26 protein-coding genes are annotated in these 22,825 nt (G+C 70.9%); 20 read left to right on the top strand and 6 right to left on the bottom strand.

What is annotated here, in order from left to right; translation table 11 throughout:
• Positions 1-2: 2 nt before the first annotated feature.
• Positions 3-1,238, top strand: a complete 1,236-nt coding sequence (locus DI269_RS09575; RefSeq protein ID WP_112135117.1) for a molybdopterin molybdotransferase MoeA — start codon at positions 3-5, stop codon at positions 1,236-1,238.
• A gap of 60 nt (positions 1,239-1,298) precedes the next feature.
• Positions 1,299-1,937, top strand: coding sequence for a GNAT family N-acetyltransferase (locus DI269_RS09570; protein ID WP_112135115.1), 639 nt, complete (start codon positions 1,299-1,301; stop codon positions 1,935-1,937).
• Positions 1,938-1,969: 32 nt separating this feature from the next.
• Here DI269_RS09570 and map read toward each other — a convergent pair whose 3' ends face one another.
• On the bottom strand, positions 1,970-2,746 hold the full coding sequence (map, locus tag DI269_RS09565; protein WP_112135113.1) for a type I methionyl aminopeptidase: 777 nt from the start codon (positions 2,744-2,746) through the stop codon (positions 1,970-1,972).
• A gap of 52 nt (positions 2,747-2,798) precedes the next feature.
• Here map and DI269_RS09560 point away from each other — a divergent pair, with 52 nt between their 5' ends.
• The 7 genes from DI269_RS09560 to DI269_RS09525 all read left to right on the top strand — a co-directional run bounded on the left by DI269_RS09560 (position 2,799) and on the right by DI269_RS09525 (position 6,277).
• The gene (locus DI269_RS09560) at positions 2,799-3,053 is read left to right on the top strand and encodes a helix-turn-helix domain-containing protein (protein ID WP_112135111.1); all 255 of its coding nucleotides are present in this window, start codon (positions 2,799-2,801) and stop codon (positions 3,051-3,053) included.
• A 65-nt stretch (positions 3,054-3,118) separates the two neighbouring features.
• Complete coding sequence (locus DI269_RS09555) at positions 3,119-4,252, top strand: 5-(carboxyamino)imidazole ribonucleotide synthase (protein ID WP_112135109.1); 1,134 nt, start codon at positions 3,119-3,121, stop codon at positions 4,250-4,252.
• Positions 4,252-4,764, top strand: a complete 513-nt coding sequence (gene purE / locus DI269_RS09550) for a 5-(carboxyamino)imidazole ribonucleotide mutase (RefSeq protein ID WP_112135107.1) — start codon at positions 4,252-4,254, stop codon at positions 4,762-4,764. Before DI269_RS09555 ends, purE begins: the two co-directional genes overlap by 1 nt.
• A 38-nt stretch (positions 4,765-4,802) precedes the next feature.
• Positions 4,803-5,189, top strand: a complete 387-nt coding sequence (locus DI269_RS09545) for a RidA family protein (RefSeq protein ID WP_112135105.1) — start codon at positions 4,803-4,805, stop codon at positions 5,187-5,189.
• Between the two features lie 392 nt (positions 5,190-5,581).
• Positions 5,582-5,782 (top strand): hypothetical protein, encoded by a 201-nt coding sequence (locus tag DI269_RS09535; protein WP_112135101.1) that lies wholly within the window; start codon positions 5,582-5,584, stop codon positions 5,780-5,782.
• Complete coding sequence (locus DI269_RS09530; protein ID WP_198667286.1) at positions 5,783-5,986, top strand: type II toxin-antitoxin system HicB family antitoxin; 204 nt, start codon at positions 5,783-5,785, stop codon at positions 5,984-5,986.
• Between the two features lie 6 nt (positions 5,987-5,992).
• Positions 5,993-6,277 carry a HigA family addiction module antitoxin gene (locus DI269_RS09525; protein ID WP_112135158.1) on the top strand — a complete coding sequence of 95 codons (285 nt, stop codon included), beginning with the start codon at positions 5,993-5,995 and terminating at the stop codon, positions 6,275-6,277.
• On the opposite strand, the gene DI269_RS09520 is transcribed toward DI269_RS09525, so the two are convergent.
• The gene (locus tag DI269_RS09520; protein ID WP_112135099.1) at positions 6,274-7,428 is read right to left on the bottom strand and encodes a class I SAM-dependent methyltransferase; all 1,155 of its coding nucleotides are present in this window, start codon (positions 7,426-7,428) and stop codon (positions 6,274-6,276) included. The genes DI269_RS09525 and DI269_RS09520 overlap by 4 nt on opposite strands.
• Before the next feature lie 222 nt (positions 7,429-7,650).
• Between DI269_RS09520 and groES the strand changes: the two genes are divergently transcribed.
• Positions 7,651-7,950 carry a co-chaperone GroES gene (gene groES / locus DI269_RS09515; protein ID WP_198667284.1) on the top strand — a complete coding sequence of 100 codons (300 nt, stop codon included), beginning with the start codon at positions 7,651-7,653 and terminating at the stop codon, positions 7,948-7,950.
• A gap of 55 nt (positions 7,951-8,005) precedes the next feature.
• Positions 8,006-9,640: a chaperonin GroEL gene (gene groL, locus DI269_RS09510; RefSeq protein WP_112135095.1), complete on the top strand. Its 1,635-nt coding sequence runs from the start codon at positions 8,006-8,008 to the stop codon at positions 9,638-9,640.
• A 253-nt stretch (positions 9,641-9,893) separates the two neighbouring features.
• On the opposite strand, the gene DI269_RS09505 is transcribed toward groL, so the two are convergent.
• Positions 9,894-11,630: a P-loop domain-containing protein gene (locus DI269_RS09505; protein WP_112135093.1), complete on the bottom strand. Its 1,737-nt coding sequence runs from the start codon at positions 11,628-11,630 to the stop codon at positions 9,894-9,896.
• 190 nt (positions 11,631-11,820) lie between these two features.
• Here DI269_RS09505 and DI269_RS28140 point away from each other — a divergent pair, with 190 nt between their 5' ends.
• A complete protein-coding gene (locus DI269_RS28140) occupies positions 11,821-12,441 on the top strand; it encodes a response regulator transcription factor (protein WP_112135091.1) in 621 nt (206 codons plus the stop codon).
• A 129-nt stretch (positions 12,442-12,570) separates the two neighbouring features.
• On the opposite strand, the gene DI269_RS09495 is transcribed toward DI269_RS28140, so the two are convergent.
• Together DI269_RS09495 and DI269_RS09490 are read right to left on the bottom strand one after the other, a co-directional pair.
• Entirely contained in the window at positions 12,571-13,746 is a 1,176-nt protein-coding gene (locus DI269_RS09495) for an amidase (RefSeq protein WP_198667283.1), read from the bottom strand.
• On the bottom strand, positions 13,739-14,779 hold the full coding sequence (locus DI269_RS09490) for an acetamidase/formamidase family protein (protein ID WP_112135088.1): 1,041 nt from the start codon (positions 14,777-14,779) through the stop codon (positions 13,739-13,741). The genes DI269_RS09495 and DI269_RS09490 overlap by 8 nt, the downstream gene beginning before the upstream one ends.
• Positions 14,780-14,851: 72 nt before the next feature.
• Here DI269_RS09490 and DI269_RS09485 point away from each other — a divergent pair, with 72 nt between their 5' ends.
• From DI269_RS09485 to DI269_RS09455, 7 genes are all read left to right on the top strand, one after another.
• Positions 14,852-15,505 carry a GntR family transcriptional regulator gene (locus tag DI269_RS09485; protein ID WP_112135086.1) on the top strand — a complete coding sequence of 218 codons (654 nt, stop codon included), beginning with the start codon at positions 14,852-14,854 and terminating at the stop codon, positions 15,503-15,505.
• A gap of 47 nt (positions 15,506-15,552) precedes the next feature.
• Positions 15,553-16,296, top strand: a complete 744-nt coding sequence (locus tag DI269_RS09480) for a sulfite exporter TauE/SafE family protein (RefSeq protein WP_112135084.1) — start codon at positions 15,553-15,555, stop codon at positions 16,294-16,296.
• A 37-nt stretch (positions 16,297-16,333) separates the two neighbouring features.
• A complete protein-coding gene (locus DI269_RS09475) occupies positions 16,334-17,530 on the top strand; it encodes an amidohydrolase (RefSeq protein WP_112135082.1) in 1,197 nt (398 codons plus the stop codon).
• Between the two features lie 139 nt (positions 17,531-17,669).
• Positions 17,670-18,422: an ABC transporter ATP-binding protein gene (locus tag DI269_RS09470; protein ID WP_112135080.1), complete on the top strand. Its 753-nt coding sequence runs from the start codon at positions 17,670-17,672 to the stop codon at positions 18,420-18,422.
• Positions 18,419-19,270, top strand: a complete 852-nt coding sequence (locus tag DI269_RS09465; protein ID WP_112135078.1) for an ABC transporter permease — start codon at positions 18,419-18,421, stop codon at positions 19,268-19,270. The genes DI269_RS09470 and DI269_RS09465 overlap by 4 nt, the downstream gene beginning before the upstream one ends.
• A gap of 81 nt (positions 19,271-19,351) precedes the next feature.
• Positions 19,352-20,479 carry an ABC transporter substrate-binding protein gene (locus DI269_RS09460; protein WP_112135076.1) on the top strand — a complete coding sequence of 376 codons (1,128 nt, stop codon included), beginning with the start codon at positions 19,352-19,354 and terminating at the stop codon, positions 20,477-20,479.
• Between the two features lie 68 nt (positions 20,480-20,547).
• The gene (locus DI269_RS09455) at positions 20,548-21,837 is read left to right on the top strand and encodes an amidohydrolase family protein (RefSeq protein WP_112135074.1); all 1,290 of its coding nucleotides are present in this window, start codon (positions 20,548-20,550) and stop codon (positions 21,835-21,837) included.
• A 10-nt stretch (positions 21,838-21,847) separates the two neighbouring features.
• On the opposite strand, the gene DI269_RS09450 is transcribed toward DI269_RS09455, so the two are convergent.
• Positions 21,848-22,216 (bottom strand): DUF5319 family protein, encoded by a 369-nt coding sequence (locus DI269_RS09450; protein WP_112135072.1) that lies wholly within the window; start codon positions 22,214-22,216, stop codon positions 21,848-21,850.
• A gap of 162 nt (positions 22,217-22,378) precedes the next feature.
• On the opposite strand from DI269_RS09450, the gene DI269_RS09445 reads away from it, so the two are divergent.
• Positions 22,379-22,573, top strand: coding sequence for a hypothetical protein (locus tag DI269_RS09445; protein ID WP_112135070.1), 195 nt, complete (start codon positions 22,379-22,381; stop codon positions 22,571-22,573).
• Positions 22,574-22,825 lie beyond the last annotated feature (252 nt).

Genomic DNA, 22,825 nt, shown 5'->3' with positions numbered 1-22,825 from the left:
CGATGGGGACCGGCGACGCGACGCCACTGGCCGACTTCCTGTCGAAGGCGCTGGCGCTCGTCCGACCCCTGCCCCCGGTCGACATCGACATGACGCAGTCGACGGGTTCGGTCCTCGCCGAGAACGCGGTCAACCCCGGGCCGCTGCCCGCCTTCGACTACGCCGCCATCGACGGCTACGCCTGCAACGCCGACGACATCGCCGGCGCGAGCCCCGAACGGGGCGTGGGCCTGAAGGTCCTCGGCGACCTCGCCGCCTCGTCGTGGCGGCCGGTCCGCCTCGTCACCGGCACGTGCTTCTCGGTCGCCGCCGGGGCCGCGCTCCCGGTCGGCGCCGACATCGTGGTGCCGCTCGCGTGGACCGACGAGGGCATGGCCACCGTCGACGTCCGCCAGGTGCCGCGCCGCGGACACGGCGTGCGCCGCATGGGCTCCGAGCGGACCGCGGGCGAGATCCTCGCCCACGAGGGCCGCCGCGTCACGCCCCAGCTCGTCGGCCTCCTCGCCGCCGCCGGCATCGCCGACGTCGTGGTGCGCCCGACGCCGCGCGTCGTCGTCATCGCCACCGGCGACGAACTCGTCGACACCGGCCGCCCCTCCCAGCCCGGCCAGCTCATCGACGTCAACTCCCACCTCGTCACCGCGGCCGCCTCCGAAGCCGGCGCCCACGCGTACCGGGTCGGCATCTGCGACGACGAGCCGGACGCGCTCCGGTCCGTCCTCGACGACCAGATCCTGCGCGCCGACCTCGTCATCACCACCGGCGGCACCGGCACCGGCCCCGGCGACATGGTGCGGCGCACCTTCTCCCGCGACGGCGCGGTCGACTTCTCGCCGATCGCCGTGTACCTGTGCGAGACCATGGGGTTCGGCACGATCGGCCCCGAGGAGGTCCCGGTTGTGTGCCTGCCCGGCGACCCGGTCGCCGCCACGATCGCGTTCGAGGTGGTCGCCCGGCCGCTCATCCAGCGGCTCGCCGGCGCCGAGCCCGTTTTCCGGCCCAGCGTGCGCGCCAACCTGACCGAGCCCGTATCCTCACCGAGCGGACTCAGGGAATTCCGCCCCGTCCGCGTCGCCGAGCGCCGCGGCGGCGGCTACACCGTCGCCCCACTCGGCTCGACCTCCTACACGCTCTCCGGACTCGCCGAGGCCACCGGCCTGATGACGATCGGCGAGAACGCGACCCGGGTGCCCGCCGGGTCCACGGTGGACGTGCTCCTGCTCGACAGGAACCGATGAACGAAATATGGACGGACGGCCCCCGATGACCGTCCCACTACCGCAGTTGGACCGAGACCGATGACCCTTTCCAACCCCGGATGGCCGGTGCACCTCAACCACGCTGAGGTCAGTGTCCGACCCTTCCGTCGCTCCGACGCGAGCCGCTGGTCCGAACTGCGGCGCGCCAACGAAGCCTGGCTCGCCCCATGGGAGCCCGGCACCGGCACCACCTGGCACGAGGCCCACTCGCCCGCCGCGTTCCGCGCCATGCTGCGCGGCCTCAAGCGCTCCGTCAAGGACGGCACCAGCTGGCCCCTCGCGGTCTGCTGGGAGGGCAGGCTCGTCGGCGGGCTCACCGTCGGCAACATCGTGCGCCGCGCCTTCGGCTCCGCCTACGCCGGCTACTGGATCGACCGCGGCCACGCCGGCAGGAACATCACCGCGACCGCCCTCGCGCTCGTCGTCGACCACGCCCTCACCGTCGGCCGCCTGCACCGCATCGAGGTCAACATCCGCCCCGAGAACGGCCCCTCGAACCGCGTCGCCGAGAAGCTCGGCCTGCGCCGCGAGGGGCTCCACAAGCGCTACCTGTACATCGACGGCGACTGGCGCGACCACTACGGGTACGCCGTCACCGCCGAGGAGGTCGTCTCCGAGCGCATGGTCGACCGCATGGAGCGCCTCAAGCGCGCCGAGGCCGAGCGCCCCGCGTCCTGAATCCTTCCAGTCCCCGGCCTAGTTCCTGGCGGTCAGGATGCTGTTCCTCTGTCGGTCAGGATGACCGGTCCGTCCTCGGTGATCGCCACCGTGTGCTCCATGTGCGCGCCGCGGGAGCCGTCTGCGCTGCGCAGTGTCCACCCGTCGGGGTCGTAGACGATCTCGTCGGTCGTCTGGAGGAACCACGGCTCGATCGCGATGACCAGGCCCGGCCGCAGTTTCATGCCCCGGCCCGGACGACCGTCGTTGGGGACGTGCGGGTCGCCGTGCATCGTGCGGCCCACGCCGTGCCCGCCGAACTGGGTGTTCACGCCGAGGCCGTCGCCGCGCGCGACCGTCGCGATCGCGTGCCCGATGTCGCCGATCTTGTTCCCCGCCAGCGCCGCCCCGATCCCCGCCTCCAGTGCGCGCGTGGTGGTGTCGATGAGGCGCAGGTCCTCCTCCTTCGGCTTCCCGACGACGACCGACAGCGCCGAGTCGGCGACCCAGCCGTCGACCTCGGCCGCGAAGTCGAAGCTGATCAGGTCGCCGTCCTTGAGCTTGTAGTCGTAGGGGAGGCCGTGCAGGACCGCGTCGTTGACGGAGGTGCACAGGACCTTCCCGAAGGGGCTGGCGCCGAAGGACGGGTGGTAGTCGACGTAGCAGGAGACCGCCCCGGCCTCCTTGATGCGGCGGGCGACCAGGTCGTCGAGGTCCAGCAGGTTCATGCCGACCTCGGCGGTGCGTTCGAGCTCGGAGAGGGTCGCGGCCACGAAGCGGCCCGCGGGGCGCATGGCCTCGATCTCGGCGGGGGAGTACAGCTCGATCATGGACGGCCTCTCATCAGATCCGGTATTTGTATACCGGTACTATAATACCGGTATGATCCGACCGCCGCTGAGGCCCGACGAGCACGACCGAGGTCGCGCGCTCGGCCGGGCGCTGCGCACGGCCCGCGGCCCCCGCAGCCTCCTGGACGTCGCCGCCGAAGCCGGCATCTCCCCGGAGACGCTGCGCAAGATCGAGACCGGCCGCATCGCCACACCGGCGTTCTTCACCATCATGGCCCTCTGCGGCGTCCTCGGCGTCGCCCCCGACCAACTCCTGGAAGTCGCAGAACATCCTATGACCGGCTGACGATGCAGGTCACGCCGGTTTCGAACCTGCAACCCTCGGTTTTGGGTACGGGTTAGGCTCTCGCCGTGGATGCCGCGACCCAACTCCCGACCGTGGGCATGATCGGCGCCGGCCAGCTGGCCCGCATGACCCATCAAGCCGCCATCGCCCTCGGCCAGAGCCTCAAGGTGCTCGCCGGCGACCCGGCCGAGAGCGCCGCCGTCGTCGCCACCGCGACCGTGCTCGGCGACTACCGCGACGTCGAGGACCTCCGCGGCTTCGCCAAGGGCTGCACCGTGGTCACCTTCGACCACGAGCACGTCCCGCAAGACGCCCTGCGCGCGCTGGTCGCCGAAGGCGTCGACGTCCAGCCCCGCCCCGAGGCCCTCCTGTACGCCCAGGACAAGCACGCGATGCGCACCCGCCTCACCCAGCTCGGCCTCCCGCAGCCGCGCTGGGCGCCGGTCGACTCCATCTCCGACGTCGAGGCCTTCGGCCTCCCCTGCGTCCTCAAGGCCGCGACCGGCGGCTACGACGGCAAGGGCGTGTGGATGATCGACACCCCCGCCGACGCCGAAGCCGTCCTCGCCTCCGGCATCCGCCTCATCGCCGAGGAGCGCATGGCCCTCCAGCGCGAACTCGCCGTCCAGATCGCCCGCTCCCCGCGCGGCGAGACCGCGGTCTACCCGGTCGTCGAGACCGTCCAGACCGGCGGCATCTGCACCGAGGTGATCGCCCCGGCGCCGCACCTGAACGAGGAGACGGCCGAGCAGGCGAGGGAAATCGCGGAGACCGTGGCCGCCGAACTCGGGGTGTGCGGCATGCTGGCGGTAGAACTCTTCCAGACCTCCCACGGCCTCTTCGTGAACGAACTCGCGATGCGCGCCCACAACTCCGGCCACTGGACGATCGAAGGCGCCGAGACCAGCCAGTTCGAGCAGCACCTGCGGGCGGTCCTCGACTACCCGCTCGGCTCGACCGCGACCGCGGCGCCGTTCACGGTGATGGCCAACGTCCTCGGCGGCGCCCCCGGCGGGCCCCGCTTGGACGAGCGGCTCCAGCACCTCCTCGCCGAGGACCCCGGCGCGCACGTCCACCTCTACGGCAAGGCGGTCCGACCGGGCCGCAAGATCGGGCACGTCACCGTCCGCGGCGACGACCCCGACCGGCTGCGGCACCGCGCCCTGCGGGCCGCCAAGTGGCTCCAGGAAGGCGAGTAATGACCGAGCAGCAGCCCCGCGTCGGCGTCATCATGGGGTCGGACTCCGACTGGCCCACCATGGAACCCGCGACCGCGGCCCTCGACGAGTTCGGCGTCCCCTACGAGGTCCGCGTGATCTCGGCGCACCGCATCCCGCACGCGATGCTCGACTACGCCGCCACCGCCGCCTCCCGCGGCCTCCAGGTCGTCATCGCCGGAGCCGGCGGCGCCGCCCACCTCCCCGGCATGGTCGCCTCGGCGACGCCCCTCCCGGTCATCGGCGTCCCGGTGCCCCTCAAGCACCTCGACGGCATGGACTCCCTCCTCTCGATCGTCCAGATGCCCGCCGGCATCCCCGTCGCCACCGTCTCGATCGCCGGAGCCAAGAACGCCGGCCTCCTCGCCGTCCGCATCCTCGGCGCCACCGACGCCGCCCTCCGCGACAAGATGACCGCCTACCAGGCCGGCCTCGAACGCATGGTCGCAGACAAGGACGCCAACCTCCGCCACAAACTCGCCCACCCCGAATAGCGCTTGCGCGCCTCAGGGCCCCGCCTTAGCCTCGGCCCATGACCGAACTCCACCCGACCGGCGGCTACGACCACGTGACGATCGTCGAAGCCGGACGCCTCGCCTTCCTGGCCGGCCAGTGCCCGGTCGACGCCGACGAACAGGTCGTCGGCATCGGCGACCTCGACGCCCAGATCGACCAGGTGGCAGCGAACTGCCTCGCGGCCCTGGCCGCCGCCGGTGCCGAACCCGAAGATGTGGTCCGCTCCATCGTCTACGTGGTGAGCAACGAAAGCGCCACGGTAGGCGCCGCCTGGCACCGCCTCCACGACCACCCAAAACTCGGCCCCGCCTTCAAAGCCGCCAGCACGGTAACCGGCGTAACCGCCCTCGGCTACCAACACCAGCTAGTCGAAGTCGACCTCACCGCCAAGCTCCCCGAGTAGGCGCCGTGCCTCGGGTGGAATGTAAGAAACACGACAATCGAACGGATTCTCGGGCGCGGCCCGTGTCCAAATCGAGGCTGCCTCAGTTACCACTGGTGAACAAGATTCAGCAGTGGCTAACGAATGGTGGTCGGATATGTTCAGCGATGTCGCAAAGCGCTGGTCAGAGGTAGAGTTGCCTTGACCAAGAGCATGAAGCGGCGAGACATCGAGCGGCTGCTCCGATGGGCGGGATGCAAACCGAGACCGGACTCGGGGCGCGGCCCGCATGAGAAATGGGACTGCCCTTGCGGCACTCACACGGCGAACCTGCCGAGGCACCGCGAGATCTCGCCCGGCGTGGTGTCTGATCTCGCCAGGCGCCTTGAATGTCTTCCGAAGGGATGGTTGCGATGACCTACAAGGTCACGGCGAAAGCCTGGACGCAGGGCTGGGAGCTGCATATCGAGGGCGTCGGGGTCACGCAGTCGGAAGGCGTCGAAGACGCCGAAGCGGTGGTCCGGGATTACCTGGAGCTCGATGGTCTTGATGCCGACGCCCCCATCGACATCACCTTCGAATTCCGCGGAAGCAACAACCTTCAGGTTGCTTGATTGCGGGTCTACACGGCGATGGTCGGTCCGAAGGACGGGGAGTGGTTCCCGGTGGAGGTTCCGGAAGTGCCGGGCGTGTTCACTCAGGGCCGCGATCTCGTCGAGGTCGAGGAGATGGCCCGCGAGGCGATCGCGCTGATGACCGACACCCCGATCGCCGAAATCGCCATCCGCATTGAAGACCACCGCTACCAGATCGCCTGAGCCTTGATCTCAGCAATCCATCCGGGGGAGGTCCTGGCCGAGGAGTTCCTTGAGCCGCTAGGGATCTCGCAGTACCGGCTCGCGCTCGCAATCGCGGTGCCGCCGCGGCGGATCAATGAGATCGTGCACGGCAAGCGCCGCATCAGCGCCGACACCGCGCTGCGGCTCGCCCGGTACTTCGGGACTTCCGAGCGGTTCTGGATGAACCTTCAGAACCGCTACGACCTCGAAATCGAGCGCGACCGCCTCGCGAAGGACCTGCGCCAGATCAAGCCGTTCGCGACCGCCTAGACCTCGGAGCAGAGGAGGGCGGCGTGGGATTCTCCTATTCTTGTCGCTACTAGGGTGGCTTCGTTGGGGCCCTTCAGCTTCAACTGCTTTCGGAGGGCGGCGGGGTCGATTCCTGTGCCCCTTTGCTTGATCGTGAGGCGGCCGATTCCGCGTTCGGCGAGGAGTGTCTTGAGCTTTTTGGGGTGGAGGGGCCAGACCTCTTCGACTTTCCAGGCTCTGGCGAACTCGGTTGTGCGGAGCTCGTTGCTGTAGAGGTAGGCGATTTGTTCGCTTGCCGTGTGGGCGTTCAACTGCTCGGCCAGCTCAGCTACTAGTCCTGCCCTGATCACCGCTCCGTCCGGCTCGTAGAGGTAGGTCGCCACCTCGCCTACTTCGGCTCGTTCGTCGCCGCTGCCGGTCAGCTCGTGCCACTCGCCCGCCTTGCACAGGCTCGCGCGGCGCTTGACCTGGGCGGCCTCTCCCAGCCATAGGCAGGCCTCGACCACGTCGCGGTCGACCGAGACCCACTCCGCCTCGGCGCCTTCCGGAATCCAGTCGTGGCTGATGCCCGGGCCCAGCTTGACGGCGGCGAAGCGGGCGCCGGCGAGGTGTTGCAGGAGGGCGTCCAGCGGCGGGGAGTAGTCGGCCGGGTTGAAGTTTCGGCCTGCACCCGAGCGTCTTGCCGGGTCGGCGAAGGCCGCATCGGCGAGGGGGGTCTCCAGGGCGTTCCCGACTCGGACTTCCACCCGGAGTCCCATCTCCTTGGCGTTCGCCCTCGCGACCGCGGCCGTCTCTTCGCTCAGATCGACCGCCTCGACCTCCAGGCCCGCCTCCGCAAACGCCAGCGCCTCCGTGCCCAGCCCACAGCACAGGTCCGTGACCTTGGTCGACGCGGCCGCGAACCTCGCCGCGCGGCGTTCCGCCACCGGCCATCTCGTCGCCTGCTCCAGGCCCGCCCGCGTGAAGTACAGGCGGTCCGCGCGGTCGCCGAACTTGGTTCGGGCATGCCTGCGGAGGTCGGCCAGGGTCAGGGCGGCCGCGGCGAGGTCGGGTTCGACGCCTGCTTTGCGGAGGGTGAGCGGGGCCCGGTCGCCGTCGTGCTCCAGGGCCTCGGCGGCGCGCGCCTGGAGGGCCGGGTCGGCGGTGAGGGCTTCGAGCAGGCTGGTTCGCACGTGGTCAATGGTATGACGTTCGAGACCCGCTGTTGACGCCCCCACCTGCGCGAACTAACCTCTGCCTTAGCACTCGCAGGGCGAGATTGCTAAGCGCTATGATCGCCTTGGCACTCTCTTCGTGAGAGTGCCAGCCACGGGCCGGTGCCTCGGCACCCGCGACGACGAGACCCGCGCTGTCGTGGCGGACATCCGTAGTGAACACGCGTTTGGAGAATCCAAGTGAGCAAGGCTGCCATCAAGCCGCTGGGCGACCGCATCGTGGTCCAGGCGAACGAGGCCGAGACCACCACTGCTTCCGGTCTCGTCATCCCCGACACCGCCAAGGAGAAGCCCCAGGAGGGCACCGTTCTGGCCGTCGGCCCGGGCGCCTTCGACGACAAGGGCAACCGCCTCCCGATCGACGTGAAGGTCGGCGACACCGTCATCTACTCCAAGTACGGCGGCACCGAGGTCAAGTACAACGGCGAGGAGTACCTCGTCCTGTCCTCGCGCGACGTCCTCGCGGTCGTCGAGCAGTAGACGCGTCCAGGGCCCTCCTAGGAGGGCCCGTTCGCGTTCCTAGGAAAGGGAACCCATGCCGAAGATTCTCAACTTCGCCGAGGACGCGCGGCAGAACCTGCTGAGCGGCATCGACCAGCTGGCCGACACCGTCAAGGTCACGCTCGGCCCGAAGGGCCGCAACGTGGTCCTCCAGCGCTCGTTCGGCGCGCCCCTGATCACCAACGACGGCGTGACCATCGCCAAGGAGATCGAGCTCGCCGACCCGTACGCCAACCTCGGCGCGCAGCTGGTGAAGGAGGTCGCGACCAAGACGAACGACGTCGCGGGCGACGGCACCACCACCGCGACCGTGCTGGCCCAGAAGATGAGCCGCGCGGGCATCAAGGCGGTCACGTCCGGGGCGAACCCGATCGCGATCCGCAAGGGCATCGAGGCCGCGGCGAACGCCGTGTCCGACGAGCTGCTGCGCCAGGCCATCCAGATCTCCGACCACGAGCACATCGCGCAGGTCGCGGCCGTCTCGGCGCAGGACCCGGAGATCGGCGAGCTCATCGCGAAGGCGATGGACGCGGTCGGCGCCGAGGGCGTCATCTCCGTCGAGGACGGCTCCACCCTGGAGACCGTGCTGGAGATCACCGAGGGCATGCAGTTCGACAAGGGCTTCATCTCCCCGAACTTCATCACCGACCAGGACTCGCGCCAGACCGTCTTCGAGGACCCGTACATCCTCATCACCAACGCCAAGATCGGCTCGATCGAAGAGCTGCTCCCGGTGCTGGAGAAGGTCGTCGAGACCTCGAAGCCGCTCCTGATCATCGCCGAGGACGTCGAGGGCCAGGCCCTCGCGACCCTCACGGTCAACGCCCTCCGCGGCACCCTGCGCGTGTGCGCCGTCAAGGCCCCGGCCTTCGGCGACCGCCGCAAGGCGATCCTGGGCGACATCGCGACCCTCACGGGCGCCGAGGTCGTCTCCTCGGAGATCGGCCTGGAGCTCAAGGCCGCCGACCTGTCGCACCTGGGCCGCGCGCGCCGCGTCACCGTCTCGAAGGACGCCACCACGATCGTGGACGGCGGCGGCGAGAAGGACGAGGTCGACGCCCGCATCGCGCAGATCAAGCAGCAGGCCTCCACCACCGAGTCCTCCTGGGACCGCGAGAAGCTGGAGGAGCGTCTCGCGAAGCTCTCCGGCGGCGTCGCCGTCATCCAGGTCGGCGCGGCCACCGAGGTCGAGCTGAAGGAGCGCAAGCACCGCATCGAGGACGCGGTCAACGCGACCAAGGCCGCGGTGGAGGAGGGCATCGTCGCCGGCGGCGGCGCCGCCCTGGTCCACGCGATCGCGATCCTGGACAAGGTCGAGCTCGCCGACCCCGAGGCCCGCGTCGGCATCAAGATCGTCGAGGCCGCCCTGTCCGAGCCGCTGCGCCGCATCGCGATCAACGCCGGCGAGTCCGGCGACGTGGTCGTCAACGCGGTCGCCGGCAAGGGCTGGCGCGAGGGCTGGAACGCCGCCACCGACGTCTACGAGGACCTGGTCACGGCCGGCATCCTCGACCCGGTGAAGGTCACCCGCAACGCCCTGCTCAACGCCGCCTCGATCGTGGGCCTCGCGCTCACCACCGAGGTGACGATCGTGGACAAGCCCGAGGACGAGGAGGAGGCCGGACACGGCCACTCCCACTCCCACGGCGGCCACTCGCACTCCCACTAGACCCGGGACGCGCTGAGCGACAAGCGAATACGAACGAGGGCCGCCGACACCGTCGGCGGCCCTCCGGCGTCCCCACCAGCGGCTGCGGCGCACGGGAGAACCCCAAGTGTCAACATCCCGACAGTTTGTCGCGCAACTGTCGGGAAACCGATAGAGTTCAAGTGCCTTCGCGGCCTTTGGGGATCGGAGCCGCGAAGGCACTTTTACGCCCGCAAACAGATAGTTCGACTGACTGCCCATTTCGGGCGGACGTTCAGTCCTCTCCCTGCCGCACCCGCAGCTCCCGCATCCGGTTGAGCGCCGCGGCCACCTCGAACCGCCTCGGGATCGCGAAGTCCGCGTCCCTGATCCGCAGCAGCTCCGCCTCGCCCTCGGCCTCCATCGCGGCGTCGAACCGGTCGAGCGCCTCGGCGACCGTGGCGCTCCCGTTGATCCAGCCGCGCCGCACCGCGGCCTCCAGCGCGAGCCCGATCCCGGCGGTCATCGACGGGTCGGTGATCTGCTCGACGGCCCGCACGTCGATCTCGGACTCCCCGAACCGCAGCCCGTCGGTCCCGCCCGCGCGGATCTTCTGCTTCCCGCGCGACTCCGAGGACACCGACCGCGCGTCCACTACGCGCGCCCGCGGCATCCGGAACCCCTCGGCCTCGACCTTCCGCCCGGTCGGCTTGGCGGCCAGGGCCTTCGCCCGCTCGGTCACGTCCTCGGGGACGTACGCGTCCATGAGCACGACCCGGTCGGCGACGTCCATGTAGTCGCCCGAGCCGCCCATGACGAGCACGACCGCGACGCCGTGGTCGTCGGCCATCGACCGCACGACGTCGACCAGCGGCGTGAGCGGCTCGCGGTCCTTCGCGACGAGCTCCTGCATGCGCGCGTCGCGGATCATGAGGTTCGTCGCGGCCGTGTCCTCGTCGATGAGCAGCACCCGCGCGCCCGCTTCGAGCGACTCGACGACCGCCGCCGCCTGCGATGTGGAACCGGACGCGTTCTCGGTCGAGAAGTGCCGCGTGTCGTCCCCGGACGGCAGGTGGTCGACGAACGCGTGCACGTCGACGCCGGTGACGGCCCGCCCGTCCTCGGCGCGGATCTTCACCGCGGTCCGGTCGGCGACGACGAAGTCGCGCCCGTCGCCGGGCACGTGGTCCCACACGCCAGCCTCCAGGGCCCGCAGCAGGGTCGACTTGCCGTGGAAGCCGCCGCCGACGATGAGCGTGACGCCGGGGCCGATCCCCATGCCGCGCACGGTCCCCGCGTTCGGCAGCTTCACCTCGACCGCGAGCGACTCGGGGGAGCGGAACGCCACCCCGGACTCCATCGGCCGGTCGTCCACACCGGACCGGCGCGCGAGCATCGCCCCGTCGGCGACGAACGCCACGAGACCCTTCGCGGCCACCGCTTCCCGTAGGGCCGCAACGTCATCGGCGTGCCGAATCCACTTGTCGGCCTCCTCCTCGGCCACCGCGAGCGCGTCGTCGGCGGTGTCGGGCAGGTCCTCGCACAGCAGTCGCGCGGCCTGGCGTCCGGCGATGCGCCGCCCGTGGCCCGGCATCTGCGCGCCGAGCCGGAAGACGACCGAGCCGTCCTCGCCGACCTCGCACGAGGCCCGGCGCAGGATCTCCTGGCCGCCGGCGTCGATCCGCAGGTCCCTTGTCGGGCAGGCCTTCCTGAACCGCTTCGCGAGGAGCACCGCGATGGCCCGGCGCCGCTCGGGCGTCGCGTGCCATTCGGGCTTGAGGTCCGCCGATTCGGCGTCGAAGCGGAGCTCGACGCGGCTCGGCGGGGCGAACGGATCGGACTGCACCTTCAAAATGTCCAGAATCGCCGGACCTGTCCACCATTTGCCACGCAAGGATTTATATCGGCCGTAACTCGTACCTTCCAGGGCCGTTAGTTCGTTAGACAGGTCATGGCGAGGTGGATGTGAACGATGATCACCAAAATCGCGGGACTCGGCCCGGTGCTGTCGTCCGCCTCTTCGCTGTGTCATGCCCCCAGTTTCCCATCAGGGTCGAGGTCTTCGCGTCAGCGAACCCGAACACCATGCGTCCACGCCTCTTCCCGGAAACCTCGAAAAGTCACTCGAAAAATTCGCGCGAACTCGCGTCATGGCGGCGGACCGCCTGCGTTCCCGTAACAGAGAGACACGCACGGCCTACCGCACCGAAAGGTAGAACAAAGTGAGAACCGTACTGGTCTGTGTTAAGACTCCTCAAGCCGGACAGAAGATCTCCGCCTGCGCGACCCGTATGGGCCTGGCGCAGGCGGTCAAGTCGGTCGAGGGATCGCCCGAGCTGTTCCTGGAGCTCGGCCGCCGACAGGTGGACGTGGTGCTCGTGGACGTGGCGCTCGCCGCCCCGGACCCGGTCAAGTTCGTCAAGACCGTCCGCGCCCGATCGCCCCGCACCGGGGTGCTGCTGTCCGGCGCGGCGGACCCCCGTACCGCCGCGATGGTGGTGGCCGCGGGCGCCCGGGGCGTCATCCGCACCCCGTCCAACAACTCGGACGACCTCCTGGTCGCCCTCGCCCAGGCGATCATGTTCGCCTCGCCGACCCTCCAGCGCGTCACGGAGGCCGTCCCCCGGCAGCGCTCGACCCTCCAGGGGATGAAGCTGACCGAACGCGAGCTCCAGGTCCTGCGGGGCATGAGCGAAGGCAAGTCGAACGCCGAGATCGGACGCGACCTGTTCGTCTCGGAGGACACCGTCAAGACGCACGCGCGGCGCATGTTCCGCAAGCTCGGCGCCCGCGACCGCGCCCACGCCGTGGCTGAGGCGTTCCGCTCGGGACTCGTCTGCTGACCGCCGCCCACTGAGGACCGGTGTGGGTCCCGCCCGGCAGGGACGGGATACCGCGCGGTCCGACCCATCACCTACCCGCGCAACGCGAACCGGCGCACTATGAACCGGCACCGCGTCCCGGCGCGCCGATCAGTGGGGATCGGCCAGCGCCAGCAGCGCCTCGTCGCCTCCCGGAGTGGCGACGAGCTGGAGTCCGACCGGCAGGTCCTCGACCGTGCCGGCGGGCAGGGCCAGCCCGGGCGCACCTGACAGGCCCGCGATGCACGTCAGGCGCACGATCGCCTCGCGGTCGGGCTCCTCGCCGATCAAGGGCGCGGGGCCGGGCGCGGCGGGGATCGCGAGCGCGGTGCCTTCGGGGAGCCGGTCCCTGACGAGCGCCACGACGCCGCTGCGGACGCGCTGCGCCCCGGTGACGTCGGCGCTGCCGAGCTTCGACGCGTTCGCGAAGCGCGCCTTGACCCCCGGCCCGAACTCGGGCCGGGACGCCTCGATCCACGCGCCGTGCGCCTGCCACGCCTCCCACGCCTGGAGTGCGGCGTAGGCCCGGCGCGCCGCTTCGAGCGGGGTCGTTCCGCCTGCGGCCGAATAGGTCTCGTTCTCGATGCCGAAGTGCGGGTCGTCGAAGAACGGCGTCTCGTCGACGTCGAGCCCGAACGACTCGACCGCGGGCATGACCGCGTCCCTGGTCGCCGCGGGGAGCTCGTCCCAGATGTCGCGGGGCGCGAGCAGCCGCGTGATCGGCGCGTGCGCCTCCTCGGGCTTGCCGAGGAGCACCTCCATGGCGAGGCGCAGCGTGCGCGCGTCCCGGGCGAGCACCCCGGCCGTGTCGAACGTCGGTGCGAGCGGGACGACGCCGTCGAGGCTCACCCGCCCGTGCGTGGGCCGCAAACCGAACAACCCGCAATAGGACGCCGGGACCCGGATCGACCCGCCGGTGTCCGTGCCGAGCCCGATGTCCGCCAGCCCCAACGCGACCGCCGACGCCGACCCCGACGACGACCCGCCGGGCACGCGCCCGGGCGCGGCCGGGTTCTCGGGGACCCCGTAGTGGAAGTTCGAGCCGTTCAGGCTCCACGCGAGCTCGTCGGTGATCGTCTTCCCGACCACCCGCGCGCCCGCCGCCCGCAGCAGCGCGACCGCCGCGGCGTCGGCCTCAGCGGGCCCGTGCGTCTCCAGCCAGCGCGGATTCCCTGCGCCCGTTGGCGTCCCGGCGAAGTCGAACAGGTCTTTGACGGCCAGGCGCAGACCTTCGAGCGGTCCGGGGCCGCCGATGTCGTCCACGAGGGCGATGAACGGGTCAGTCAAGATCCAACTCCTTGGGCAGCGTGACGTGGGCGCCTTTGACGAGGTCGACGACCTGCGAGATCCGCACGTCGACCGCCGCGCTCAGGTACGCGAGCGCAACCGGCCCGGGCAGGCCGTGGCGCTCGCGCAGGAACGCCAGCGCCGCCCTCGTGGCCTTGCGGACCGCTTCGTCCAAGTCCTCGTCGAGCCCCGTCGTGATCCAGTGTTCCCCGGTCTCGGCGTACGGCCCGCCAAGGGCCGCGGCGAGTTTCCTCACTGCGGGGTCGGAGTGGACCGTCAGACGCACGGTGGCGCGCAGCGGCGCCTCGAACGCGGTGAGCGCGACTTCCCCGTCGCCCTGCGAGAAGTGCGGGTCGCCGGTGTAGAACGACGCGCCGGGGACCGCGACCGGCAGGTACAGCTTCGATCCGGTGCCGAGCAGCCGGATGTCGAGGTTCCCGCCGTGGGGCCCGGGCGGCACGGAGTGGACGGGCGCTTCGGTCGCGGGGGCGGTGCCCATGATCCCGAGGAACGGCGCGAGGCCGAACCGCAGCGACCGGCCGTCGCCCGTGGGGATCACGCCGCGGCCTTTTTCGTCGACGGCGGCGACGATGCTGACGTTGCCTTCATCGAGCGGGTACTCCCCGGCGAGCGCGCCGCGCCCGTGCCGGTTGCTGACCACGCCGTACGGGGCTCGCCGCTCCAGTTGCAGGACTTCGACTTCGAGCACGTCGCCCGGTTCGGCCCCCTCGACCTGGACGGGACCGGTGACGACGTGCGGCCCGGTCTCGGGCGCGCGCTCGCATTCGCGGGCGATCCGCGCGGCGTCCTCCAGGACCTCGCCGATCCCGTTGGCCCCGAAGAACGCGGCCGGGTCGCCGCCTTGATCTTCAAGCAGTCCTTCGTGGCTGACGGTGTCGATCACGACGGCCTCGCCTGACTTCACGCGCAGGACCGGCTTGGCGGCGGCGTTCGGGAGGAGCCCCCAGCTGATCGTCTCGGGCGCGGACGGGAGGTAGCGGTCGTGGCCGGCGAGCGGCTGAAGGAGCGTCATGAGGAGGCACCGCGTTCCGAGGGCGAGGGAGTGTATACGACAATGGTGGCCTGATCGTAGTGGAGGCAATTCATGGCTGGCGACAAGGGGCCGCGGCGCGCTCCCCAGGAGGCGGTGCGGGCCGTCCGGGAGGACATCATCCGGGGCGTGTTCGCGCCCGGCGAGCGGCTCACCGAGGACGCGCTGGCGGCGCGGTACGGGGTCTCGCGGGTGCCCGTGCGCGAGGCGCTGCGGGTGCTGGAGGCCGAGGGGTTCGTCGAGGCCAAGCCGTATGTCGGGGTCTTCGTGAAGGAGCTGTCGGAGGCCGAGGCGGAGGACCTGCTGGAGCTGCGGTCGGTGATCGAGCCGATGTGCGCGGCGCGCGCAGCCGCGAACCGCACGCCCGAGCAGCTCGGGCGGCTCAAGGAGCTGGTGAACCTCGGCTGGGACGCGGTGCGCGAGGGCCGCCTCGAAGAGGTCCCGCGCCTGAACTCGCGCTTCCACGAGGTGATCGCCGAGGCCTCCGGCTCGGAGGTGCTCGGCCAGATGATCCGCCAGCTCAGCCAGAAGATCGCCTGGGTCTACGCGGTCGGCCTGACGCTGCGCGCCGAGGACTCGTGGCGCGAGCACGAGGAGATCCTGGAGGCCCTCGCGGCGAGCGACTCCGAACGCGCCTCGGCCCTGCTCGGCCAGCACATCCTCCGCGCCACCACCGCCTACCGGAGGCGCACCCGCGAAAGCGCCTGAACGCTGTTGTATACGATTGGGTCCGCCGCCGCTCCCGGAAGGACCCCATGGACCCTCAGCACCTCGCCCTGCTCGTCGCCGCCGGTTTCGGCGCGGGCGTCTGCAACGCCCTCGCCGGGGGCGGGAGCCTCCTGACGTTCCCCGCGCTCCTGGCGATCGGCCTGCCGCCCGTGACGGCCACCGTCACGAACGCGGTCTCCGTGTGGCCCGGCTACATCGGCAACGCCGTCGGACTCCGCTCGCACCTGACGACCTTCCGCCCGCTCCTGCCGCGCCTGGTCGCCCTCGCCGCAGGCGGCGCGGTCACCGGCACCGTCGCCCTCCTCGCGGCCCCGGCCGAGGTCTTCACCGCGCTGGTCCCGTACCTGATCCTGTCCGCGACGGCCCTCTTCGCGTGCCAGCCGCTCATCACCAAGCGCCTCGCCGCGACCGGCGGCACCTCGGCGCCCCTCCTGTACTGCGGCGTGTTCCTCGGCGGCGCGTACGGTGCGTACTTCAACGGCGGCATGGGCATCGTGTTCCTCACCGCGCTGGCCCTCGGCCTCGACGCCGCCATCAGCCGCCTCAACGGCCTCAAAGCCCTGCTCACCCTCACCGCCGGGACCACCGCGATGATCTCCGTCGCGCTGTTCGGCCCGGTCCACTGGCTCGCCGTCCTCGTCCTCGCGCCCGCCTGCCTCCTCGGCGGCCTCGCCGGCGCGAAGCTCGCCGACCGGCTCAAGCCCATCGCCTTCCGCGTCCTCGTCATCGCCTTCGGCACCGCCGCCGGCGGCGCGATGCTCTTCACCTGACAGCGCTTCCCACGACCCCCCAACGGAAAGGACCCCCATGACCGACCTCCTGCTCCGCGGCGGCCGCCCCTGGACCCCCGGCGAGCCCCTCGACGCCGCCGACATCGCCATCACCGACGGCCGCATCGCCGCGGTCGGCCCCTCGCTCGATCCCGAAGGCGCCCAGGTCATCGACCTCGAAGGCGCGATCGTCCTCCCCGGCCTCGTCGACGCCCACTGCCACCTCGACAAGACCATGTTCGGCGGCCCGTGGGTCCCCAACACCGGCGGCCGCACGCTCGAAGGCCGCATCCGCAACGGCGAGGGCCGCCGCGCCGAGCTCGGCGTCCCCAGCCCCGACTACGCCGCGAACCTCCTGGCCGCGATGGTCGCGGGCGGGACCTCGTTCGTGCGCAGCCACATCGACATCGACCCCGAGGTGGGCCTCGGCGGCGTCGAAGCCGTCCGCGAAGCCGCCGCCCGCCTCGCCGGGAAAGTGGACGTCGAACTCGTCGCCTTCCCCCAGGGCGGCCTGCTCACCCGCCCCGGCGTCCCCGCGCTCCTCGAAGCGGCCCTGCAGGACGGCGTCGGCGTCATCGGCGGCCTCGACCCCGCCGGCTTCGACCGCGACCCCGCGGGCCAGCTCGACCTCCTGTTCGACCTCGCCGAACGCCACGGCGCCAAGATCGACGTGCACCTGCACGACCAGGGCCTCCTCGGCGCCTGGGAGTACGAGCTGATCATCGAGCGCACCAAGGCCACCGGCATGTCCGGGCGCGTCGCCATCAGCCACGCGTACGCCATGGGCGGCCTCGAACCCGACCACCAGCGCCGCATCGCCGAAGCCCTCGCCGAAGCCGGGGTCGCGATGATCACCTGCGCCGTCGGCGGCGCGCCCGTCGTCCCGGTGCGGCTGATGGCCGAGACCGGCGCGCGGCTCGCCATCGGCAACGACGGCATCCGCGACCTGTGGACCCCGTACGGCGACGGCGACATGCTCCGCCGCGTCAACCAGGTGTCCTTCCGCGACCGCCTCATGTCCGACCCCGAGATCGAGCTCGCCCTCGCGGCCGGGACCCACGGCGGCGCCGCCGTCCTCGGCCTCGACGGGTACGGCCTCGCGGTCGGATGCAATGCCGACCTGTTCGCCGTGAACGCCTCTGCCCCAGCGGAAGCCGTGGTCAGCGTCCCGGCGCGGCGCCTGGTCGTCAAGGGCGGCGCCGTCGTCGCTCACGACGGCGTCCTCGCCGACTGATCGTATACGAAATACCGCCGTAATCGTTCGGTTCGCGGCCGGTAATGGTATACCGATAGAACTGAGCCATGAACGCACGGCTCAACTCCGAACACGGGCTAGGGCCGGGTCATGTATACGACCGCCTCGGGCGGTCGCGATGAGCATCGACCCGGCCCTCGCCTTCCGCGGGACCTCCCTGACCTTCGCGAACGGCACGCGCGCCCTCGACGGCATCGACCTGGAGGTCCGCCCCGGCGAGTTCGTCTCCCTCGTCGGCCCCTCCGGCTGCGGCAAGTCCACGATGCTCCGGCTCGCCGCCGGCTTCGAGACCGCCACCGCCGGCGCCGTCGACGTCAACACCGGCCACCTCGGGTACGTCTTCCAGGAGGCCACGCTCCTGCCGTGGCGCACCGTCGCCCGCAACGTCGAGCTCCCCGCCGAACTCGCCGGCGTCCCCAAAGCGGAACGCCGCGAAGCCGCCCGCGACGCCATCGAACGCGTCGGCCTGGCCGGCTTCGAGAAGCACCGCCCCTCCCAGCTCTCCGGCGGCATGCGCATGCGGGCCTCCATCGCCCGCGCGCTCACCATGAAGCCCGAGCTGTTCCTGTTCGACGAGCCTTTCGGCGCCCTCGACGAGATCACCCGCCAGCACTTGAACTCCGAGGTCGGCAACCTGTTCGTCCGCGACGGCTTCGCGGGCGTCTTCGTCACCCACTCCGTGCCCGAGTCGGTGTTCATGTCCACCCGCGTCGTCGTCCTCACCGGGCGGCCCGGGCAGATCGCGGCCGACATCCCCGTCCCGTTCGACTTCCCGCGCGACCCCGAACTGCGCTACACGCCCGCGTTCGCGAACCTCGCCGCCGAGGTCTCGGCGGCCCTGCGCGGCGCCAAGCAGGAGGCCGCCGCATGACCGCCACCCTCGAAACCCCGGTCGAGACCACCGGAACCGAAGCGCCCCAGCGCAAGCGCACGCTGTGGCCGTTCAAGACCGCGCCGATCCGCGTCTTCGCGCCCGTCGCGGTCTTCGTCCTCGTCATCGCCGCGTGGGCCGCCTCCAGCCACCTCCTCGTCCCCGAGGCTTCCCGGTTCCTGCTGCCCCCGCCCGAGGCCGTCATCGCCGAGGGGCTCCTCGACCCCATGGCGCGCAACGAGATCCTCACCGCCCTGTGGAACACCGTCCAGGTCGCCCTGTGCGGCCTCGCGATCGCGATCGTCCTCGGCGTGCTCTTCGCGGTCGTCATGAGCCAGACCCGCTGGGCCGAGTTCTCCCTCTACCCGTACGCCGTCGTCCTCCAGACCATCCCGATCCTCGCGGTCGTGCCGCTCTTCGGGTTCTGGTTCGGCTACGAGTTCGGGTCCCGCGTGATCGTGTGCGTCATGGTCTCGCTGTTCCCGGTCATCACGAACACCCTCTTCGGCCTCAAGTCCGTGGCCCCCGCCGAACACGACCTGTTCACCCTCCACGGCGCCACCCGCTTCCAGCGCCTCTGGAAGCTCCAGCTGCCCGCCGCCCTCCCCGCGATGATCTCCGGGTTCAAGATCTCCGGCGGCCAGGCCATCATCGGCTCCATCGTCGCCGACTTCTTCTTCCGCCAAGGCGTCCCGGGCATCGGCCGCATGATCGACGTCTACCGCCAGCGCCTCGCCACCGAGGAGCTCCTGACGGCCCTGCTCCTGTCCTCGCTCGTCGGCCTGTGCCTGTTCTGGGCGTTCGACCTCCTCGCCGGACGCGTCGACCGCATGCACGGCAAGCGATAAGCCCCCGCCACGTTCCACCGCGCCCTCCCGCCGCCGCGAGCGCGCCCCTCACCGACCCCCGCAACCCTTAGGAGAGACCCCATGCACCGCAGACTGACCGCCGCTGCGGCGGTCGCGACCGGCGCGAGCCTCCTCGCCGCCTGCACCGCGACCGCGACCGACGTGCCCGCCCCGACCGGCGAGGGCGCGCTCGCCGACATCTGCCCCGCGACGATCGTCATCCAGACCGACTGGTTCGCGACCCCCGAGCGGGCCGCCGCGTTCCAGCTCGTTGGCCCCGACGGCACCGTCGACGTCGAGAAGGGCGCCTACGTCGGCCCCCTCGGCGACACCGGCGTCAACGTCGAGGTCCGCCTCGGCGGCCCCTTCCTCGGCGGCCAGCCGGTGCCCGCGCAGATGTACCAGGACACCTCGATCACCCTCGGCTTCGTGCCGACCGACGACGCGGTCCGCGCCAACGCCGAGTTCCCGGTGACCGGCGTCTTCGCCTCGCTTGAGGTCACGCCGCAGATCATCATGTTCGACCCGGCGACGTACGACGTCGACTCCTGGGACGACGTGAAGGCCACCGGCGCCCCGATCGTGTACACCGAGGGCAAGGTCTTCATGGACTACCTGATCGCCCAGGGGTACGTGGACCCGTCGCAGGCCGACGCGTCGTTCGATGGCACCCCGAGCCGCTTCGTCGCCGAGGGCGGCAAGGTCATGCAGCAGGGGTACGTGTCGAACGAGCCGTACCGCTGGGAGCACGACGTCGAGGGCTGGATGAAGCCCACCGACTACCTGATGATCGACGACGCCGGGTACGAGGTCTACCAGCACGCCTGGTCGGTGCGCTCGGGCGAGCTCGACGAGCTGGCGCCGTGCCTGACCGAGCTGGTGCCGATGCTCCAGCAGGCCCAGATCGACTACGTCACCGACCCCGAGCCGATCAACGAGGCGATCTTGCGGATTGCCGAGACGATCCCGGACGGGCCCCCGATCACCTTGGAGGGCAACGCGGACTCGGTCGAGGTGCAGCTTGCGGAGGGCATCGTCTCGAACGGGCCCGACGCCACGCTCGGCAACTTCGACACCGAGCGGGTCGACCGCGTGATCGCCGCCGTGCTTCCGATCTTCGAGGGCTACGGCGAGACGATCCCGGAGGGCATCAGCGCCGACGACATCGTCACGAACGAGTTCATCGACCCCGCCATCGGTTTGCAGTAGCCCGATCGCCCGAACCCGCCGCCCGGCCGCATCGCTGCGGCCGGGCGGCTTCATCCGGAAGGAACGCCGTGACCGCTCTCCGCCCGCTCACCGCCATCACCGGTGCGATGACCGCCGACGGCCCGGCGGACCTCTGCATCGACGACGGTCATGTCACCCGGATCGACCGCCCGATGTCGGTCCCACCGGGCACTATCGAGACCGGGGGGCCCCAGGCTGCGACGCACCCGACCCCGGGATTGCGCGAATCGCCCGAACCAACAATGCTTCCCGCCGCAGGCCGCGCCGTCCTCCCCGCGTTCACCGACGCGCATGTCCACCTCGACAAGGCGTTCCTGCTGCCCGCCATCGAGGAAGCGCTCGCGGCCGAAGGCTCCGCGCTCACTCCCGACCTCGGCGATGCCATCGCCACCGTCGCGCGCCTGCGCGATCAGCTCCCCGCCGGGATCGTCGCCGCGGGCGCCCAACGCGCCGCAGACACGCTGCTGCGCAACGGCACCACCGCGGCCCGCGCCATGGTCGAGATCGACCCCGCGACCGGGCTCGGTCTCCTCGAACTCCACCGGAGCCTCGACACCCCCGTCGACCTCCAGCTCGTCGCCTTCCCCCAGCGCGGCCTCGAACTCGTCGGCCAGACCGGCCTCATGCGCACGGCGATGAACGAAGGCGCCCATGTCGTCGGCGGCTGCCCCTACGTCGACGACGACCCCGCCGCCCATCTCGACTTCGTGTTCGCCCTCGCCGAGGCCCACAACGCACCCGTGGACCTGCACCTCGACTTCACCGACGATCCGGCCGCCTCGCAGATCGACCTCGTCGCCGAACGCACCCGCGCGCTCGGCTTCGCCGGGCGCGTCGCGATCGGCCACGTCACGACCCTCGCGGCCATGGACGACCCCGACAAGGCCCTCGCGACCCTCGCCGACGCCGGCATCGCGCTCGCGGTCATGCCCGCCACCGACCTCTACCTCGCCGGCCACCCGCGCGCCGCCTCCGGCGGCTTCGCGACCCGCTCGGTCGCGCCGGTCCTGCGCGCCGCCGAACTCGGCGTGCGCGTCGCGATCACCAACAACAACCTCTGCAACCCGTTCGCGCCCTACGGGAACGGCAGCCAGCTCCAAGCGGCCTGGCTCGCCGGGCTGATCTTCCGCGCCGTCGCCCCCGCCGACCGCCGGACCCTCCTCGACGCCATCACCGCGAACCCGGCCGCGATCCTCGGCCTGCCCGAGCGCGGGCCGGTGCCCGGCGCGGTCGCCGATCTCGTCGTCGTGGAGGCGTCGCGCGTGGAGGACGCGGTCGTCCAGGCCGCGCCGGTCGCGGCCGTCGTCAAGGACGGCGCGCTCGTCTGGTCGCGGTAGTCCCGCCGGGTCAGTCGGCCTGGCCGTGGGTCTTCAGCCAGCAGTCCGAGAAGCCGCGGGCGTAGTCCCAGGTCACGTAGTGGGCCGGGTCGGGGTCGAAGGCCGGCTCGTGGACCTGCGCGCAGTTGGCCTCCAGGAGGCCGCGGAGGTTGGCCATGAGCAGGCCCCACGTGAAGTAGTGGGGCTCGTCGCAGTCGGCGCAGTCCACGACCACCCCTCGGAAGCCCTGCGGTTGCAGCACCTTCTCGAACATCTCCAGTTCGTGGAGGTCTTCGAGGAGGTCGGCGCGGTCGTCGTCGTCCAGCTCGGGTTCGAACGGGGCGAGCGCCTCCGCGTGGTCGGGATCGTCGGCGAACGGGTCGCGAGGCTCCTCATACACGGTTCCAGCCTAACGCCATGTGACGACGACGCCAGGTGAGCGCGTGTTCGCGGCGCGGGACTCCCGGATGCGTGCCAGCATCGCAATCGGGTGCTGACACGGCGTTCCCCGCTCGTTAGCATGGGCCGCAAGTAACCCCGACGGATGCGAGGAGACGGGCACATGGACGGTTTCGGCGAGAACGTGGAAGAGATCTTCGACGACGTGGTGGACGGGGTGGCCGACGCGGTCACCGACATCGACGCCACCGAGGTCTGGGAGGACGTCAGCGACACCGCCGGGGAGGCGTGGGACGCGGTCTCCGACAGCGACATCGTCGAGAGCATCTCCGACGAGGCGGGCGACCTCTTCGAGTAGCCCCCTACAGGACGAACACCCCAGTTCACTCATACGGCCCCGGAGGGTTCCCTTCCGGGGCCGTCCAATCATCCGCTGACAGGATGCCCAGGTCCCCGCCGTGAATCACACCGCAAGGGGACGTGTGCGACGCGGGGCGACGCACGTTACGGCACTACCATTGGCCCATGGCGTTCTCAGGGGATTTCGGAATTCAAGGGCTCGAAGGCGCTGCCGGCGAGCGTGTCGGAGGCACCACGGTGCCCATGGGCG

Origin of the sequence: Glycomyces dulcitolivorans (assembly GCF_003265355.1) — a bacterium.
GTDB lineage: Bacteria > Actinomycetota > Actinomycetes > Mycobacteriales > Micromonosporaceae > Glycomyces > Glycomyces dulcitolivorans.
Note: the sequence above shows the minus strand (reverse complement) of the source record. Positions and strands in the feature narration are given on the sequence as shown.